This window comes from Flagellimonas olearia (assembly GCF_004150225.1).
Taxonomy (GTDB): Bacteria; Bacteroidota; Bacteroidia; order Flavobacteriales; family Flavobacteriaceae; genus Flagellimonas; species Flagellimonas olearia.
The window spans coordinates 95,526-112,554 of record NZ_ML142911.1 but is presented as its reverse complement, the minus strand read 5'-3'; the positions used below and the strand labels follow the sequence as shown (position 1 = coordinate 112,554).

At 41.5% G+C, this 17,029-nt stretch carries 16 protein-coding genes; 8 read left to right on the top strand and 8 right to left on the bottom strand.

The window, feature by feature from the left end; translation table 11 throughout:
- Positions 1-229 precede the first annotated feature (229 nt).
- From DN53_RS12500 to DN53_RS12465, 8 genes are all read right to left on the bottom strand, one after another.
- Positions 230-1,198: an SDR family NAD(P)-dependent oxidoreductase gene (locus DN53_RS12500; RefSeq protein WP_129654623.1), complete on the bottom strand. Its 969-nt coding sequence runs from the start codon at positions 1,196-1,198 to the stop codon at positions 230-232.
- Between the two features lie 78 nt (positions 1,199-1,276).
- Entirely contained in the window at positions 1,277-1,834 is a 558-nt protein-coding gene (locus tag DN53_RS12495; RefSeq protein WP_129654622.1) for a Crp/Fnr family transcriptional regulator, read from the bottom strand.
- 272 nt (positions 1,835-2,106) lie between these two features.
- Positions 2,107-3,024 carry a helix-turn-helix domain-containing protein gene (locus tag DN53_RS12490; protein ID WP_129654621.1) on the bottom strand — a complete coding sequence of 306 codons (918 nt, stop codon included), beginning with the start codon at positions 3,022-3,024 and terminating at the stop codon, positions 2,107-2,109.
- A gap of 59 nt (positions 3,025-3,083) precedes the next feature.
- Positions 3,084-3,866, bottom strand: a complete 783-nt coding sequence (locus DN53_RS12485; protein ID WP_129654620.1) for an SDR family NAD(P)-dependent oxidoreductase — start codon at positions 3,864-3,866, stop codon at positions 3,084-3,086.
- A 101-nt stretch (positions 3,867-3,967) separates the two neighbouring features.
- Positions 3,968-4,822, bottom strand: a complete 855-nt coding sequence (locus DN53_RS12480) for a helix-turn-helix domain-containing protein (protein WP_242502135.1) — start codon at positions 4,820-4,822, stop codon at positions 3,968-3,970.
- Positions 4,823-4,890: 68 nt separating this feature from the next.
- Complete coding sequence (locus DN53_RS12475; RefSeq protein ID WP_129654618.1) at positions 4,891-5,244, bottom strand: hypothetical protein; 354 nt, start codon at positions 5,242-5,244, stop codon at positions 4,891-4,893.
- Positions 5,245-5,466: 222 nt separating this feature from the next.
- Entirely contained in the window at positions 5,467-5,724 is a 258-nt protein-coding gene (locus DN53_RS12470) for a hypothetical protein (RefSeq protein WP_207211119.1), read from the bottom strand.
- Between the two features lie 130 nt (positions 5,725-5,854).
- Positions 5,855-6,781, bottom strand: a complete 927-nt coding sequence (locus tag DN53_RS12465) for an SDR family oxidoreductase (protein ID WP_129654617.1) — start codon at positions 6,779-6,781, stop codon at positions 5,855-5,857.
- 497 nt (positions 6,782-7,278) lie between these two features.
- On the opposite strand from DN53_RS12465, the gene DN53_RS12460 reads away from it, so the two are divergent.
- The 8 genes from DN53_RS12460 (at position 7,279) to DN53_RS12425 (ending at position 17,028) form a co-directional block, all read left to right on the top strand.
- Positions 7,279-9,678: a TonB-dependent receptor gene (locus tag DN53_RS12460; protein WP_165357421.1), complete on the top strand. Its 2,400-nt coding sequence runs from the start codon at positions 7,279-7,281 to the stop codon at positions 9,676-9,678.
- Positions 9,679-9,708: 30 nt separating this feature from the next.
- Complete coding sequence (locus DN53_RS12455) at positions 9,709-10,164, top strand: (2Fe-2S)-binding protein (protein WP_129654615.1); 456 nt, start codon at positions 9,709-9,711, stop codon at positions 10,162-10,164.
- A 3-nt stretch (positions 10,165-10,167) separates the two neighbouring features.
- On the top strand, positions 10,168-12,345 hold the full coding sequence (locus DN53_RS12450; RefSeq protein WP_129654614.1) for a xanthine dehydrogenase family protein molybdopterin-binding subunit: 2,178 nt from the start codon (positions 10,168-10,170) through the stop codon (positions 12,343-12,345).
- Between the two features lie 13 nt (positions 12,346-12,358).
- Positions 12,359-13,147, top strand: a complete 789-nt coding sequence (locus tag DN53_RS12445) for an SDR family oxidoreductase (protein WP_129654613.1) — start codon at positions 12,359-12,361, stop codon at positions 13,145-13,147.
- 7 nt (positions 13,148-13,154) lie between these two features.
- The gene (locus DN53_RS12440; protein WP_129654612.1) at positions 13,155-14,093 is read left to right on the top strand and encodes an NmrA family NAD(P)-binding protein; all 939 of its coding nucleotides are present in this window, start codon (positions 13,155-13,157) and stop codon (positions 14,091-14,093) included.
- Positions 14,090-14,524, top strand: a complete 435-nt coding sequence (locus DN53_RS12435) for a DUF2147 domain-containing protein (protein ID WP_129654611.1) — start codon at positions 14,090-14,092, stop codon at positions 14,522-14,524. The genes DN53_RS12440 and DN53_RS12435 overlap by 4 nt, the downstream gene beginning before the upstream one ends.
- Positions 14,525-14,542: 18 nt before the next feature.
- Positions 14,543-15,871, top strand: a complete 1,329-nt coding sequence (locus DN53_RS12430; protein WP_129654610.1) for an MFS transporter — start codon at positions 14,543-14,545, stop codon at positions 15,869-15,871.
- A gap of 149 nt (positions 15,872-16,020) precedes the next feature.
- The gene (locus DN53_RS12425) at positions 16,021-17,028 is read left to right on the top strand and encodes an MBL fold metallo-hydrolase (RefSeq protein WP_165357419.1); all 1,008 of its coding nucleotides are present in this window, start codon (positions 16,021-16,023) and stop codon (positions 17,026-17,028) included.
- The last annotated feature ends 1 nt before the right edge of the window (position 17,029 follow it).

The following is a 17,029-nucleotide window of genomic DNA, read 5'->3' as shown; positions in this document are numbered from 1 at the left end:
CGATAAAGGAGCCTCCAATCACATTATTATGAGAAAAGGACCTTTGGTTATACATTTCCGGTTCAAATTTCTCTATGATTGCAGTTCAATGTCGAGTGCATCCTTCTATTATTTTAACAGATCTTTATCCATTGGAACATTGCAAGTTCCGCTTCATACCTGTACCACTAATCTTAATGGTACGCCCATTCGATTTTTAAGCTCTTTAGTAGGATTCCACTTTTGTGGTTTAACCTAGTTTAATAGATGTTTCATTGGGCTGCAAGTGGATAAGTGTTTTGGTGTCATGCCATAATTTTTCTCCTCGTTGTTTGTCATAGGACAATTTTGAAGAGCGTCTTTGATTCAATTTCCCATCATTGGATTGAAAATATTTTCCCGAACCATTTGCAAAGGATGGATCTACTGCAACCCTTGCTAATGACTTTCCTGAAAACACCACGTCTCCCATGGTTACACCGCTACGTTTCATTACCCAATGCATCAATGAGGTCCCTGCCAACCATCGTACGGCTTTTGGCATATTTCGTAAAAATCCCGTTCCCGAAGTTGCCCCTGGGTCGTAGGCAATGGATGATAACCGAATGCCCATCTTTTTTAGTCTCCGATCCAATTCATATGCATATTGAATCATATCCAATTTTGAAGTAGCATACATTTTACCCAAAGAAATTGGTTTTGTATTGTCTTTCCCCATATGTGCCAATTCTATTGCTGTTTCCTTATCGGCAATCCCCATCATTTTCCCATCTGCTGTATCGGGATCGTGAGTACCACTTGTGGTGAACACAATACGTCCATTTTCCGCTACTGTGTCCAAAAGTAGTTCAACCAGTAAAACATGTCCTAAATAATTGGTGGCATAGGTGGTTTCATAACCATCTTCAGTATAAGAAACTTCTCCGTTGAGCCGGACACCGGCATTGCAAATAATGGCATGTAAAGCGTCAATCTCACCATTATCAATCATTTTAAGGCATTCATCGACTCCGGCCCTAACAGATGCCAATGACGAAGTGTCCATGTAAAGAACCTTAACTTTTATTCCGTAAGATTTTCGCAGTCCCATGGCAAAAGTTTCCATCTTCTCAGGGCTACGTCCAGCTAATATTAGATCGAAATGATATTTTGAAGCAAGAAGTTTGGAGCATTCAGCCCCAATTCCACTGTGTCCACCTGTTATTAAAATCGTAGGCATATTTTTCTTTTTTTAGTTAATACAACAAAGGTTGTGCGTTTGAAAAGAAAAAGATCTGCCATTTGGCAAAAAGCAATTTTAACCGATATTTTTTCTAATTCGGCTTAATGACGATTGTGTAATGCCCAAGTACGAGGCAATGTATGAAAGAGGAATTCGGTTGGCCATGTTTGGAAAGTTTTCTAAAAATTCAAGGTAACGGGTAGTGGCATCCTGGGAGATCATGTTACCGATTTTATCCATTTTTTCCATGTGATGTTTGTTCATGACTTTATTGATCATTTTGTCCCAATCCAGAATGGTATCGGATAGTTCTTTCCAATCTTTCTTGTTGAAAGTGATAAACTTACAGTCGGTAACGGCTTGCAAATAAAATGTTGCTTCAAAATTGTCCCAATCCTTTATCAAGTGGTTTTCATCAAAAAAATACTTTGTAATTTCTTCACCCTTATTGTCATAGTATGCAACACGAATAATACCGTCCACAAGAAAACCAATGTGTTTCGGCATTTTACCTGCCTCCCAAAAGTAGCTGCCGGTTGTAAGGTCTAATTCAGAAGCTTTACTTGCTATAAGATCGATTTGTTGCTGGTTCAAACTTCCAAATTGTAAAAGAAATGTGATAAATGCCTTCATTCCGCAAAATTAGATATCATTCAAAATGGAACATTTGTCATTTGACAAAAAGTGTCTTCGTAATTGTCTTTCCATGGTTTATTTGTGTGGAAGTTCACAACTATTATATCGTATCCATTTTGATTTCCCGGATTCAGTTGTACAGTATGCATCCAAATGATTTTAAGGTTTTGCTATTGATGCTTTGCAAACTACCAATAATGATAACAATCAAATTACAAAATCATATTTTAACATAGGCTTTTTCCTTTAAAAAGGATTATGTCAAAGGGTTAATTGAAGCTGGCTCGAAACCCCAAAGGTGACATATTAGTCTTGGCCTTGAACAGTTTGCTAAAACTTTGGGGGTGCTCAAATCCTAACTCATAGGCAATTTCACTTACAGTCAGCTGTGTGGTGGAGAGCCTTTCTTTGGCCTTTTCAATAAGCTTGAAATGGATGAATTGTTGGGTGTTTTGGCCTATTAGTGATCGTAGCATATCACTGAGATAGTCTGCGGAGATATTCAAACGATCGGAAAGAAAGCGGACTGTGGGAACACCGAGATGCAAGGAATGAAGATTGTTGAAATAATCATCCAGAATCGCTTCGGTTTTTTGTAAAAGGTCATCGTTCACCGCCTTTCGGGTTACAAACTGACGCTTATAAAAACGGTTGGCATAATTGAGTAATGTTTCGATTTGGGACACCACAACGTCCTGACTGAATTCATCAATCCTACTATTCAGTTCTTCTTCTATAATTTTATAAACCGTAAGAATGGTTTCTTTTTCCTTCTCCGATAAATGAATGGCCTCGTTTACCGAATAGGAAAAATATCCGTATTGTTTTATTTTTTTTGCCAATGGATAACCTAAAAAAAAATCGGGATGGATAAGCAGTATATAGGAGTAGGTCTCCAGATGATGTTCTGCGGTGCCCACCACTTGATTTGGGGCTAAAAACATCATACTTCCTTCATCAAAATCATAGTAGTTCCTTCCATATCTCAATCTTCCCTCCTGTTGTGTGACAAACACTATTTTATAAAAACTTAAAACGTCGTACAGCACTGCATTATCTGGATTAAAAGGGTTGCTTTTATTGAAATGGGTAATACTGATCAACGGATGTTGTGGTTTTCTTATGCCAAATGCTTGGTGCATTTCGAAAATCGATCGGAACTTGAAAATATGATTCTTACTTTTCATTTCTTGAAATTAATAAATGCCAATAAAGTACTTATTACCTTATTGGCATTTTATTAAACCTACCAAGGTATGATGACTCCACCAGGTCCAGTAAAAATCCCTGATGGACCATCTTCCTCAAGGGCCACTCGTATAGGTTCCATGGAAGCTTCTTCCACAGTTTCCGTCCCCTCAAAATTGTTAAGCGCCGTTGATGCGAAGCCTGGGCTTACTGCATTTACCTTAATCCCTAATTTTTCCAATTCAATGGCCAAAGACACCGTAATACCATTGAGAGCTGTTTTGGATGCTCCATAAATCACATCAAACATATAACGGTGTGGATTGGAAGGGTCCATGTTGAATGTTAGTGATCCTAGCCCACTCGATACATTTACTATGCGTGGGGTATTGGAATTTTGAAGCAATGGCAAGAAAGCTTGAGTCACGCCAAGTACTCCAAAGACGTTTGTTTCCCATACAGTTCTCATTTCGTTGATTGATGCAACACTTGCCATCTGATCAGCCAACGCTTGAGCTAATGTTCTACCATGCAGACCGGTGTTAGATATGGCAGCATTGTTTACCAATAGATCCAATTTGCCATGTTCGCCCTTTATTTTTGAAACGGCAGAAGTTATTGAAGTTGAGTCGGTAACATCAAGTTGAATGGCTTCTGACTTACCACCGACTTCCTTTACAGCTGATACTCCTTTTAGTAAGTCGCGCGAACTAAAATAAACGGTATAGCCGTTATGGGAAAGCGCCTTTGCTATTTGAAATCCTATTCCCTTATTGGCTCCCGTTACCAAGGCGATTGGATTTTTCCCCGAAGTGGGGTGTTCTTTTTTTTGTGATTGCATGATTTTCTAAATTGTAATTAACCATACAAAATTCCGAAACCTGTTTTTTGCCATTGTAGTCTAATCCCGAAGTCCTGTAGTCAAATCAAGGAAAGGAGAGGTTAATTGAAGGTGGCCCGAAAACCCAAAGGCGACATTTTTGTCTTGGCCTTGAACAGTTTGCTGAAACTTTGGGGGTGCTCAAATCCTAACCCATAGGCAATTTCACTTACTGACAAGTCCGTTGTCGATAGTTTTTCCTTGGCTCTTTCCATCAATTTGTTGTGTATATGCTGTTGTGTGGTTTGGCCTGTCAATGCCTTAAGCAAACTGCGCAAGTAAGTGGGAGATAGATGTAGTGATTCCGAAAGGTACTGGACAGTTGGCAGCCCGGTCATGACCAAATCATCATTGTTGAAGTAATCTGATAGTAACTTTTCCAGCCGGACAAGGACATGGTGATTGCTTTTTTCCCTTGTGATAAATTGTCGATTGTAAAATCGTTCCGCATAACTAAACAAGTTTTCAAGATGGGAAATTATAATCTGTTTGCTGAATTTATCAATGTTGGAGTGATACTCATTTCTAATGTTCTCTATAATACCATTGATGATTATCTCTTCTTTATCGGAAAGGAACAATGCCTCATTGACCGAATAGTCAAAATACTCATATTTTCGAATGTTTGTGGCCAATGATGTATTCCAAAGAAAATCAGGATGGATAAATAGCATCCATCCATCCAATTCGAACGGTATATCGCTTTCTTCGCCACGTAAAACCTGACCAGGCGACATAAAGGCCATTAAGCCCTCATCAAAATCATATGCTTGTTGTCCGTACAATAGTTTGTCGCATCCCCTTTTTAAGGAAATGACATACAAGTCAAATATTACCGTATTGATACCCGTGTTGTTTTGAAGCCCGGACAAATTAATAAGGCCAATCAATGGGTGAAGGGGTTTTGGAAGTCCCATTAATTGATGGATTTTTGTTATGGATTTTATCCTAAAGGGTTTCGTGGACATATTGATATAAAGTTAGTTTAATTTTTAAACGGATATTTTAACCAAATTAATATCAGAGGTATAGCAAGAAAGGGGATTTCGATCAATGCGATTTTTATATTTCCAGATCGTAATGCCAAGGCCATAATGAACACGACCGATAAAGCATTGAGTAGGTTGCCGATAAAAAATGTTTTGGGTATTACTAATAGAAAACCGACCACTATTGCGGCTGCCCCAAATACTGGCATGGACCACGTTGTCAAACCCAAATCGCCCATCATTTTCAATGATTCAGGATTTTTTTTGTAGTTAAAGGATCCCCAGCCATGATAGAAACTTAGGATTGCAGAAATAATTAACAAGGTCAGTGAAATTATGTTTTTTACCATAACGATTAGAAAATATAGGTTTGTATTAGGTAACCCCCGATCAATCCAATGGGTATCCCTAAGATTGCATTGATAAGGGCCGTTTTTGCCTTTTTTGGAAATGTATTTCTGAATCTGTAATACAGGTAGAAGCCAATGGGTGGCAAAGCGTTTGATATTATCATCAGTCCTATTGGTAGCTTGTCATTGTTTTGAATGGTATTCATCTTGTTTACTTAAGTGTTATTTAATATTTAACCATAGCTCTTCAACGATAAAACGTATATGTGATACCTTGGTTTTGTTGGGCATTTCGATAACCTTGGTACTGCCCGTACTTAAGGTTTTGGTATGTTTTAGCACTTCTTCCAACTTGGATTTGTCTTCCTTGGTCCATTTACCCTTGCCATAATTAAATACTTTCCTATCCACTATCTTTAAACCATTCAAGGAGTCGAAAATCGTTTTGGTACTTGAATCCATAAAGGTGGAATCTACCATCAATGTGATCGGATTGCCAGTCCTGTTGCTAATAAAGAGCGTTTTGTTGGTAGTACAGCATGTCAATAAAACCACTGTCAATGTTACAGTACTCAAATAGGACTTCATTGGAACCACGGGATTATAAACGTTAAAAGTTGACTTTTGCCAATTCTTGGGATATTCTCCAGAGCTCTGATGAAACAGCTTTATCTTCCGCTTGCGATGGTATTTTTGCAATAGCCGGTAAACCCCTGGTTTCATTCATTTTATTTGGTCCATAATATAAACCGCCTTTTGCTTTGGAAGAGGTTGCGGCATATAAGGTGGGCAAAGCTCCTTGCGCGGGTGGTTGGAACAAAAAAGGAAGAAAAGTTCGCATTATTCCAGCCACACTCCAACGCCCGGCTCCTGTAATGAGCAGATTTGTTCTGGAAACACCAGGATGTGACGCCATACTTGTAATCCCCCAATTGTGTTTTTGACTTTGACGTTGTAATTCTAGGGCAAACATTAAATTGGCAAGCTTTGATTGGCCATATGCTTTCATCGGCACGTAAGTGGATTTTGATTGGAGGTCCTCAAAATTGATGGTACCCGCTCGGTTGGCGACACTGGAAACAGTGACCACCCGAGCATACGATGATTTCTTTAATAACGGCAGTAATTGCGCTGTCAAAGCAAAGTGACCAATGTGGTTTGTGCCGAACTGCAACTCAAATCCATCGGTAGTTTCGCGTCTATTCGGAGGAGTCATGATTCCTGCATTATTGATCAAAAGATCAATAGCTTGTCCCTTTGAGTTCATTCGCGTGGCAAAGGCATTGATCGAGGATAAATCTGCAAGATCTATTTTCTCAAAACTTATGTTAGCCTTTGGATTGACTTTACGAATCTTTGCAATTGCCCCAGCACCTTTTAGTGGGTTGCGTCCCATTATTATCACATTCCAGCCAGTACGTGATAGTGCTAAGGCATCTTCAAATCCAATACCTTCCGTACTTCCTGTTATCAAGGCCAAACGATCTTTGACATTAGGCATACTTGATGTCGTCCAATTCTTTGTTTCTTTTGACATAATATCCATATTTAACAATGCAAAGAACTAACGATGCCGTTTAGGCTATGTAGTCTAAAGGACTTTTGACGTAGCCAAAAGCTATTCGGAACAAGACGCGTTTAACTATTTAGCTCATTTTTAAGGTATTGTAATTAGATTTACTTCTAACGTATTTGATATCAGACATCAATCAATAATGTTGTAATGGGATGGTGTGATGTATGATACATTTAATGGTTCATTATATATATTAAGGAAGGCTACACCACAATTTGTTTACTGTTTTTTCTTTTATGCCACCCATCCTTACTATTTGTTCCAAGTCATTGGGCATTGATCGGTGGTATTACAGGTGACTTCATCAGAGGGACCACTTTTGGTCAAATGGCTTGTTTGCATTGCCTTTAATTGCAGTGTTTTACTTCATGTATTCTCTTTCTACTACAACGATGCGACTTTCGGCTACATTTCCCAGTTGTCCCTATATGACCTTTGTTATATCAAAACAAAGAAATATGAAATATATCTTAAACTTCAAGACCATTTTTACTGTTCTACCTTTTTTATTGGTGCATCTGGTGACTTTTGGACAGTCAACCGGTAGTTTCCAAGGGAAAATAATAGAGCAGGCCACTAAACAACCCGTAATGGGAGCAAGTATTGTCATTGACAATACCCAACTGGGAGCTATTACAGATGACTCAGGGCTATTTGAAATCAATAATATCCCAGTGGGAACACATTCTGTGACCATATCATATATCGGGTTCCAGACCAAGAAATTAAATGAAATCATGATTGTTCCCAATAAGACCTATTATACGGAATTGGAGTTATTGGAAGAAGTAGCCGAGTTGGATGGCGTAACGGTAACCCTGTACAAGGGTGAGACCAATCCTTTGACCCCGGTATCCGCTTTTTCCTATTCGCGGGAAGAGATTTTCCGTAATCCAGGGGCACAGGGGGATATCATGAGAGCACTCTCAAGTTTGCCCGGAGTAGTGAGCAGCGGCTCACAATTTTCGGCTATTGCGGCAAGGGGCCAGGGCACCCGAGATAATGTGTATATGGTCGATGATATTCCTATGTTCAACCTCTCTCATTTGGAAGCGGAAGGTTTTAACTCAGGATTCAATGATCCCAATGGAGGTAGGTTCAGCATTTTCGCTCCGAGAATCATCGATAATGTCCAATTTCAAAATGGGGGCTTTGGGGCCACTTATGGACGTAGATCTTCCTCTTTCCTGAGTTTAGGCGTAAAAGAAGGGAACAGGGCCTCGTGGTCTCTAAGCGGTCAATTCGATCTTTTGGGTGCAACCCTGATTGCTGATGGACCTATTTCCGAGAAAACCAGTGTTTTTGTCTCGGCCCGTTATCAAAACTTTTCCATGTTGATCAATATGTTGAACGAGCAGCAGTCATCAGTAGCCTTTGGGGATTTTTTGATAAAGACCACAACACAATTGAACGAGAAGAACAAGCTTTCGGTCATTGCCATGATAAACCCGGAGAACACCAGTCGTACCATTGATGACTTGGAACCGGGCATAGAGATCAACGACGATAACAGTGGACGGACCATTCTTTGGGACCATGAAAGAAGACAGGCTGTAGCTGGGCTTAATTTACGGACGCTGTTGAACTCCAGTAGTTATTTGACCAATGTACTTTACTTTAGATCATCAAGTGTGGACAATAATTTCGGAAGATTTTACCCTACCTTGGATGCAGAGGGGGTGGTCCTGGATCCTTTGGCTGGAGGTTATGAAGAGCGAATCCGTAATATCCTCAATGAACAACGGGAAATCGGCTTCCGTTCAATCTACACCAAGAACTTTAAAAAACTGTCCCTGACCGCAGGAGTGGATGTGGCCAGTGTCCAATTGGACTATGAAAGGAACCTTAGTCGAATGGATACGATCTATTCTTTCCGTACTAGGGACATTGCCGATAACCCAACGCAATATTACGATATTTTGGATCCAGATTTGTTCAATTCGAACTTTGATGAGAATGCATTCAACGGGTCGGGATATGTCAACCTATCTTGGCAGGTGTCCGATAGGTTTACCCTCAATCCAGGAGTACGATATGATTATACAGGTTTTTCCGAGGAGCACACGATTTCACCGCGATTAAGTGGAAGTTTCCTGCTTTCCGAAAAACATAGTCTGAATTTTTCCACTGGAATTTATTATCAGGATGTGGCCTACCCGGATATTGCCGGTCAAACAGAGGATCATCTTTTGGAGAATGAACGATCGTTCCAGTCCATACTTGGATATAAAATTCAACTTTCAAGTGATCTGAAATTTGTGGCAGAAGGCTGGTACAAGGATTTTGATAATGTGGTGGTCCAGCCAAACCGTGCTCAGAGCTTTATGACCAATGATGGAACAGGACATGCCTATGGTGCCGATATAAGCTTGACCAAACGCCTCTCCAAAAATTACTATGGTCAAATTAGTTATTCCTACATGGAGAGTGTAAGGGATGACAATGATGGTCTTGGTGAGTACGATTATATCTTTAGCGTTCCACATACCATTAGTTTATTGGGTAGCTACAAACCCAATGATAAATGGATCTTTTCCGGTAAGTTCCGCTATAGTACCGGAAGACCGGTAGATGAATATACCATACATGAAGATGTTTTCAATGACCCAAATTTTGTGAGATATGGCCAGGAGATTACCAGGGTCAATGGGGACAGACTGGATGATTTTATCAGCCTGGATATACGAGTGGATTATAATGTGATCAGGAGTTGGGGTACTTTTTCCGCTTTTGTCGATCTGGTCAATGTATCGAACCGTTTCAATGTTAATATGGAGACCTTCATACCTGAAACAGGTGTAATATCCAATATAGGTCTTGGGGTCTTCCCAACATTCGGAGTCCGAGTGGAGCTTTAAGTATAGATATAAACCAAAAATGTACTAAGAATGGAGATTCAGATGGAGATCAACGGCAAGCGAGTGGCCCTCGATGCCGATTCCAATATGCCTTTGCTATGGGCTCTTAGGGATCTGGTAGGGCTTAAAGGAACCAAGTTTGGGTGTGGAAAGGGGCTATGTGGGGCATGTTCGGTCCATGTGGATGGCACTTTGGTACGCTCCTGTTCCTATCCTTTGAAAGCCGCAAACGGAAAAAAAATAACCACTATTGAGGGACTTTCAAACGAGACAGAGGTTTTGCACCCGGTCCAACAGGCATGGATGGAAGTTGAGGTCCCACAATGTGGCTATTGCCAACCAGGGTTTATGATGGCGGCGGCAAACTTCCTAGAGGAAAATCCGAATCCCACTGAATCGGAAATTAAGGAAGCCATCACAAACATATGTCGCTGTGGGACACACCCGCGCATAATCAAGGCCATTCTCTTGGCTTCCAAATTATAGGATATGGGAAAAAATAATGAAAAAGAAAAAAAACAGTTCTCCAGAAGAAAATTCTTGACCAGGGCGGGTAGCGGACTGGCCGGGACCATTGCTTTGGTATACTTCGGCCGATCATTCATTCGACGAGGTATAAGCGGATTTATTGCTGAATTGGATATGCCCTCCGGGATATCCAATTTTGACCAACATCTGTGGTTTGAGATCAATGCGGATAATACCATTACCCTAAAATCCCCAAAAGTGGAAATGGGACAAAGTATCTTTACCGGTTACGCGATGTTGGTGGCTGAAGAACTGGATGTGGAACTTGAGATGATCCATGTGGTACATGCCAATTCAGCCACTGGAATCATCACAAGAACCGGGGCTAGTTCTAGCACATCCTCACTCTATATTGATATCCGTGAGATTGCGGCAACCCTTAGGGAAACCCTTAAACTAGGTGCTGCAAAATTATGGGGTGTCGATCCAGGTTCCATCAATACCAAATCGGGAATACTGTCTGTTGGGGAGAACCAAATGTCCTATGCCGAATTGGCCAACTTGACCAAAGAATGGGAAGTGGCCGAAACACCGGAATTACGTCCTTCGGATTCCTTTAAATATGTCGGGAAGCATATAAAGAGGTTGGACTTAACGGACAAGGTGCTGGGCAAAACTATCTATGGCATAGATACCACGCTGCCCAATATGGTTTTTGGAGCAGTTCTTTACAGTCCGTTTATTGGTGGGAAATTACGAGGTTCCGATTTTAGTGAGGCAGAGAATTCAAGCGGGATGCTCAAGGTCGTTCAAGGAAACAATTGGATCGGCGTTGTGGCAGAAACACGGTATGCGGCCGAAATTGCCGTTGGAAAAATCAAGGCAACTTGGGACCACGACCCTAGCTACAATACACAGTCTGCCTTTGAAGCCGTGACCGTTGGTATCGGGACAGAGGTCAACATGCAGCGTGAGGGTGACCCGGACCGTATTGCGCATGAGGAAATAAAATGTGAATACCGAACCCCCTTGGGATTCCATGCCAATATGGAACCTAGTATCATGGTGGCCGATGCTGAAGGAGATAAAGTGACTCTGTACACATCCTATCAGAACAATGAGTTTCTGCATCAAACCACTGCCGATGCTTTGGGTTTCAAAACTGAGAATGTCATCATAAAGCCTACTTTTTTGGGAGGTGGATTTGGAAGGCGGTCCTTTCTGCACAATGCGGTGGAAGCCACAAGGTTATCCCAAGCAGTGGGAAGGCCGGTCCATTTGATCAATAATCGACAACAAGAGTTCCAAAATAGTTTCGTAAGACCCAATACACATCACATCCTTAAAGGAAAAATGGATGGTCAGGGCAAAATCAAGGCATTGCAACATGAACTTGCCACCGGTCCCATGGGTTTTATGGCCATGCCCGCTATCGCCAAACCTATTTTGGGCGCAGATTTTATTGTTGCCGGACATGGGACCCGAATAGGCTATACTATCGAAAATGTCAAGGCCACCATATGGCAAAGTGAGTTGCCATTCATGACTTCCATGTGGAGGGGTGTGGGCATGTTTGCCAATACGTTCGCCATCGAAAGTTTTATGGATGAACTCGCCCATCGGGCAGGGAAAGACCCATTACAGTTCAGACTTGAACACTGTGGTGATACAGTACAATTGAAAAGAAGAAAAAATCTTCTTGAACTCATAGGGGAACGATCGGAATGGCATAAGCCTATGGAAATAGGAATTGGTAGAGGTTTGGCCGTATGTGATGATCATAAAACCATAGCAGCAGCCGTGGTCGATTTGAGAATAGAGGAGGGACAGATAAAGATTCTAAAGGTTTTTCAAGCCATAGACCCTGGCAAGATCATAAACCCCAATGGCGTATTGCAACAGGTGGAGGGAGCCACCATGATGGGTATCAGTGCTAGCTTGTTCGAGGAATGTACTATCGAAAACGGTCAATTCGTTCAGACCAATTTTCACAATTACCAAGTGGCAAAACTTATTGATACTCCGGAAATCGATATACTCATGTATGAGGGTTCCAAAAAGCCGTCTGGCGTTGGTGAACCGCCGATATCCCCGATAGCTCCAGCTATTGCCAATGCCATTTTCAACTTGACAGGAATTCGCCTGCGCAGTCTGCCGCTGCAAAAAGCATTTGACGGGGCTAAAAGATTGGATAATTAATAAAGAAATAAAAATGCATCTAAGGAATAAAACCATATTGATTACGGGTGGGACCAGTGGCTTTGGGCTTGAGTTTGCCAAAAGATTTTTGGAACTCGGGAATACGGTCATCATCACGGGAAGGAACAAGGAAAAATTGGATGAAACAAAAATTAGGTTTCCCAGGATCAAAACTTATCAAAGTGATGTGTCCAGTCCAGAGGATATCCAACGTTTGTGCGAGCAGGTAACCTACAGTTATCCAGATCTGAGCATTATCATAAACAATGCAGGGATTATGAGAAGAATTGTGTTGCACGACAAGTATGACCTCACCGATATCACCCAAGAGGTTGAAATAGATCTCATGGGCCCCATACGGATGGTGCAATCGTTTTTACCCCATTTGAAAAAACATAAAGATCCTGCGATTGTCAACGTCACTTCAGGTATCGCGTTGGCACCGTTTCCCATTGCCCCAGTCTATAGTGCAAGCAAAGCAGGACTTAGGGCATTCACTAAAGCGCTAAGGGTGCAACTAAAGGATACAAATGTCAAGGTAATCGAACTTGTTGCACCAGGATCGACCACTCCCTTGAATGATAAATTCTTTGGTGAAGAAGGTTCGAGTGCCGGGGCCCGTATTGCACCGGAAAAAATAGTGGATGCGGCAATCAAAGGAATGGAAATGGATAAAGAGGAAATCTATCCAGGTCTTTCAAAAATGCTGCCAATTCTAAGTAAGGTTGCTCCAGGTCTTTTGCTTAAACAAGCGAGTAAGACTTTTGCTGCTGAAATGAAAGGAATCGAATCAATTAAATGAAATTATCATGAAGATTGTATTGACAGGATCTTTGGGACATATCAGTAAGCCGTTGGCCTTGTCCCTTTTGGCAAAAGGACATCATGTGACCATCATCAGCAGTAGGCCCGAGCGAAGAGTGGCCATTGAAGCCTTAAACCCGAATCATTTTGGGAATCAAGTGGTTCCTGCGATTGGAAGATTGCAAGATGTTGCCTTTTTGACGGAAACATTCAAAGGCGCCGATATTGTATATGTGATGGAAGCGATCAATGCCAATACGGGCGCGTATTTCAATCCCAGTATTGATATTGATGCCGAACATTTTAAACTTGCCGACAATTTTACCTTGGCCATAAAAAACACAGGTGTGTCTAAGGTAGTGCATTTAAGCACTATCGGTGCGCATACCGGTTATGGGGTGGGATTACTCAATGCCCATTATTATGTTGAGGAAACATTGAACGCCCTTCCTGAAAGTGTCCGAATCAAGTTCATGAGGCCCGTTGGCTTTTATAACAACATGTATTCTTTTATAGATACTATCCGAGAGGAAGCCGCCATCTTTCAAAACTATGGTGGGGACCAAAAGGAACCCTGGGTCTCCCCATTGGATATCGCAGAGGTCATCTCGGAAGAAATGGAGCTGCCCTTTGTTGGGCGATCCGTTCGTTATATAGCCAGTGATGAGGTATCCCCAAATGAGGTGGCACAAATCTTGGGAGCCGCCATTGGAAAACCAGAATTAGAATGGATAAAGGTCTCGGATGAACAATTCATCTATGATCTTTTGTACCTGGGAATGAACCCGAATGTGGCCATGGGACTGACTGAAATGAACACCAGTAGGGTCAATGGAATTTTATATGAGGATTATTATAAAAATAAACCGGAATTAGGAAAAGTGAAATTAGAGGATTTCGCTGAAGAATTTGCAAAAGTGTATTATCAAAAATTAGTTATATGAAACATTTATTTTTTGCAGTAACAATACTGCTTGTATCGGCAAACACGTTTGCCCAGAAATTTGCTCCGGAACAAATCATCGGGGTATGGAAGAGTGAGGACTATAAAATTGAGTTCTTCAAGGATGGGGATTCGTATGCAGCCAAATTGCTTTGGTCAAAGGATATGTTCGAAGCCGATGGAAAAACTTCCAAAAAGGATGATAACAATCCAGATGAGAGTCTTAGAGACCGTCCCAGACAGGGAATCACCCATATTACTGGTCTTGTTTATGACGATGGTGAGTATTTAAATGGTAAATTGTACAGTGTACAGGATGGTAATACCTATGGGTTCAAGGCGGAACTCAATGAGGTCGATAAACTGGAAACAAGGGGGTATAAAGGCGTACCGATGCTCGGGAAGACAGTGCATTGGACGCGGGTCCCATAATGTATTAATTTTCAAATAATGAACAAAGCCCGAGCAGAACAAGTCCAAGAGGACAAATGGAGTGGACGGAAACGTACAACCCTATTGATCACACTATTTACCGTTAGCGTCTTTAGTCAAATAGATAGGGTGCTTCCATTTATCTTAGCGGAATCCATAAAAAGGGATCTTGGTCTTAGTGATACTCAAATTGGATTATTGACCGGGGTTGCCTTTTCTGTCTGCTACTCTTTGGCTTCCGTACCATTGGGAAGGATATCGGACAAAGGGTGGGCCAAACAAGTGTTACTATTTTGCATCTTAGTTTGGAGTTTGATGACCACTTTAGGTGGATTGGCCACGGGCTTTGTTCTTCTTGCATTATCCCGTTTCGGAGTTGCCTTGGGAGAAGCTGGCGGTACCCCGGCAAGTCATGCGATTATTGTTGACAAAATACCCACGAAGTTCAGGGGCAGGGCCATTGGATTGTTCTCGATGGGAATTCCTTTAGGTACTATGATTGGATTTGCTTTGGGTGGATTTATCGGGGATAGCTTTGGCTGGCGATATACCTTTATTGGGGCAGGAATGCTAGGTTTGATCGCAGTCCTTTTGGTACTCCTGTTCACCAAAAAAAATACCGTTGTTCGAGATGCTGGACAAGGCAGTAAAAATCTTATTACGTCCGCATTGGATCTGTTTTCCAAACCAGCGTTCGTATGGTTGTTCGTTGTGGCCAATTTAGTGGGATTTGCAACAGCCCCATTTTACTCTTTTACCGCTCCTTTTCTCATTAGGACCCACAATTTTACAGCTAGCGAGGTAGGACTTTCATTTGGACTCTTACAAGGTCTTATGGGAATATTTGGAACACTAATGGGAGGTCGATGGTTTGATAAGATCGTAGATAGTGGAAACAAAAAATTGATGGGACCTCCCGCAGTTGCTCTAATAGTGTCATCTGTTGCCTTACTCTTAGGACTTTTCATGCCCACTGGAATGCTGACCATTTTGTGCTTTGTTCCAGGGATGTTCTCGTTCGCCTTTTTATTACCGTTTGCCTTTGGATCAGGGCATTTGGTGGCAGGTCAAGGGAAGCAGGCATTGGCCACAGGAATATTTATGATGGGCTCTGGTATCCTCTCCGTCGCACTCTCTCCTTTATTGGTGGGAATTATCAGTGATATGGCCACTATGGCATCCATTGGGAATGGATTACAGATCGGTATGTTGATCGTTCCCCTTTTTTGTGCGCTTGCCGGTGTGGGTTGTTTGATGGCGAGTAACAGTATTAAAAAGTTCCATGGTAAAGCAAAGGGAACATCAGGAGCCGGCCAGGGATTTACGGAAAAATTTAATGAGTCGTAATAATGTCTAAATTGAATCCTCCAAATAACCATTCGGTTGTCCAAAATGTTATCAAAGACGCACATAAACCATGGAATAGAAGGAGGTTTTTAAGGGTTACTGTGATAAGCATTTTTGCTGTGACCGTGGGAAAATGGATGTTTAAAGCTATGGAAGAAATAAAACAAATAGGTTATCATGGGGGAAACCCAAATCTAAAAACCATATTGCCGTCATGGAAGGGTACACCATTGGACAATAATGGTCGATTTATGAATCATGAGTTTCCATTGCGCAATGAATTTGGCAAGGCTCTAAAATGGATGGTCCAGAAAAACCCCAAGGGCAAGCTCAAGAAACAGGATAAATGGAGAATGGAAGTGGTATATGATGATTTCTTAAACACAAAGGATGATGTTGTGGTGCTCTTGGGCCATTCAAGTTTTTTTGTCTACATGGCAGGTAAACGAATATTGATCGATCCCATATTGGATGATATACCATTTAATAAGAGACATACCAAGTTTCCTGTTGGAACCGATAAATTGATCGATATCGATTATGTTTTGGTATCCCATGCACATTATGACCATTGCGATAAGGATAGTATAAAACTGATTCAAAAGCAGAACCCCAATGCCAAATTTCTAACGGGATTGAACATGGGTGAAGTATTGGGTGATTGGGTGAAAGGAAATGAGGTACAGGAGGCAGGTTGGTATCAACAATATAATCTTGATGCCACGCTGGAAATCAGTTTCCTGCCTTCGCGTCATTGGTCCAATCGAGGCTTAAGGGACCAAAATAAATATTTGTGGGGGAGCTTTGTTTTAAAGAGTAGGGAAAAAACCATCTATTATGGTGGTGATTCTGGATATGGCGGACATTTCAATGAGGTGGGAAAGTTATTTCCCAATATTGATGTTGCTTTAATAGGTGCCGGTGCGTATGAACCCCGTTGGTTCATGGCCCCAAACCATCAAGACCCTGAGCATGCCGTCCAAGCATTCAATGATACCAAGGCAAAAATGATGATACCATTTCATTATGGAACTTTTGATTTGTCGGATGAACCGCTTTCAGAACCAGAAACTATTTTGAACAAATTAGTGGAGGAAAATAAGGTGGAGCAACAGTTGAGAATCGTAAAAATTGGGGAGGCGGTTTCAGTTACGTGAA